Annotated in this window: 2 protein-coding genes; both read right to left on the bottom strand. The window is 41.2% G+C overall.

Annotated features, from left to right (window positions below):
• Window positions 1–1,531, bottom strand: a 1,531-nt coding sequence (locus tag DKT73_RS19930) for a Hint domain-containing protein (RefSeq protein ID WP_198666680.1), incomplete at its 3' end; no start/stop codon positions are given.
• Window positions 1,532–1,547: 16 nt separating this feature from the next.
• Window positions 1,548–2,329 (bottom strand): hypothetical protein (locus DKT73_RS19925; protein ID WP_157959226.1); only part of this gene is annotated, 782 nt, incomplete at its 5' end.

The raw sequence follows: 2,329 nt of genomic DNA, 5'->3' as shown, positions 1-2,329 counted from the left end.
CTAGATAGCCATCATCATCAAAATCAAAATCGGTAGTGCTTTCACTAAGCTTTGTCAGTTCAATGCCATCACCATCCATGTCTATAACGACTGGTTTACCCGATGAATTACCACCAGAGTCATTATCTTCTGAACTACTAAAAACAGAACCAATAGCGTTGGCTATTCCGCTTACAACCGAACCAATAGCAGAGGTTACTGCACCAACAGCAGAAGTCACTGCACCAACAGCACCAGCAACCACAGAACCAATAGCTCCTACTATATTTCCACGCGCTAAATTGCCAGCAAAACCAGATATTCCTCCCATAATCGAAGCAGCAACACCCGTCACACCAGCAACCAATGAATTCCCCACATTGGAAAAGCCCGCCGAGATATTTTTCATAGCTCTATCAACTACGTGCATCCCTGAATTAATCAAGTCACTGCTTTTATCCAAGAAACTACCATCACCATCCTTAACACCACTTAAGCGATCCAACCCACTATCGAGACTGTCTCCAAACTGACCTATTGGGCCTGATTTATTGTGTACACGGATATCTCCAGCCACGTAGTTATGTGTGGTTTGCACCTCAAAATTATACGTAGCCCAACCATTAACCGTTTCTTCTTTAAATGCTAGATTGCCTACCGCTGACATAGAACGATGTTGTGCAGTAGTGAATAAAGAAGCGGTTGCTGATGAATAGTAAAGATGCTCGGCGCTCGCGGTAATGACATTACCAGAATGGTCAACCAATCGAACCACACCACCACTAAGACGTGCCATGGTGCCGATTTCCAGATAATCACCGGTTTCCGTCAAGAACGCATGGCCGGGTGTAGCCACCAGATCATCGCGACCATCGCGACCATCGTTAAAGCGTAAACGGATAAATTCAGAGGTGGTGTTAGTATATGTCCGAACCACGTCACCAGAGCAGGGGTTACCGTCGCCATCAAACGTAAGAACTTGATCGGCAATCGTCAGCTGCTCAATGGCTTTTTGGCTGCCATCCGCCATCGTTATTAAAGTGCCTGAAGGGAAGCAGTGGGAGATCGCAGCAGTTATGTCGTTTATATCTTCGATACCAGGGTAAGGGGCTGTGAGCCACGACCCATCAATTTCTGGGTTACGTGGAAGAACATCTTGGATAGCGATGCCTTGCCTTTGCAAAATATAACCAACTGTTGAGTTTGAGTTCGGGCCAAATAGGTCATAATCAATATTCGCATTATTAAGATCTGCTGCGTCCCGAAGCATTGAGTTCCATATTTCATTGACATTCGCATCACCAAAATCCAGCGCTCTGTATCCAAAAAATTCCCTTGGCTGTTGCACTCCATCTACAACTCTATTGTCTTCAGATTGTTGCAAAGGCACGCCTACCTCTACAACTATCCTTCCGAAATTTGCAGGGTTATTGTTTTCGGGGCCGCCCCTAATGACAAATTCTACCCCACCATCATTCGTGTAAACCAATGACAAATGACCAGAATCCAAAGCACCACTTACAACTTTTCCTTCAACACCAATTTCAGCCATCAGCTCTCTCCTTGATTTATTTTACAGTTGGGTCATTCACCCAAAATGACCCATTTTTGCTAAACTCTAATATCGGAAAGCTATCATTCCGCCAAGATATTTTTAAATAGTCTGGCCAATTAGGATTTAAGTTAAACCCGGCTCGCGCCTCAATTGAACTAGACTCAAAAGAGTTACTCTCAGGATATTTTACATTTATATAAACACGTTGAGTTTCTGACGATAACTCAGGAATAAATTGAAGACCGCTGCCATCAATTAATATTTTTGCTTGATCAAAATTTAGATCATTAGATTTTATATAGTCTTGTAATATGGAAAAGAATATTTTCATATCGGTAAAATTAGAAAAATGCGGCAAAATTCCCCTTGTAGAGAAGTTTCTAGAATCATAGCCAAATGTCAGCTTGGTATTTATAACAATATTTTTTTCATCGGTTTCAACAATCAATGAGAATGAATCATGATAGGATTCAAAATTTCGCTCCCCATAAATGATATAATATACTCTTTCTATGGGTTGAGATTCTTTCCATGGATAATGAGAGAAACGCTTGTTTTTACAGTTTATTGTGTTTGGTAGGCAGATATTTTTATCGTAATTTCTACCAATCAATCCATTTCCAAACTCGGTAAGTTCTTCCCACGTTTTACTATCAAAGTAAGCATTCATGTTATCCGACCTTGCCAAATTACTAAGTGATAAAAAAAGTAATAACACTAAAATTCTATACCCTAATAGCATAATCCCCCCCAAGCGTTGTGAGCCCCATTTTGCGAAAGAAAGCATCGGTTTGT

This window comes from Marinomonas shanghaiensis, from assembly GCF_003259175.1.
GTDB lineage: Bacteria > Pseudomonadota > Gammaproteobacteria > Pseudomonadales > Marinomonadaceae > Marinomonas > Marinomonas shanghaiensis.
Note: the sequence above shows the minus strand (reverse complement) of the source record. Positions and strands in the feature narration are given on the sequence as shown.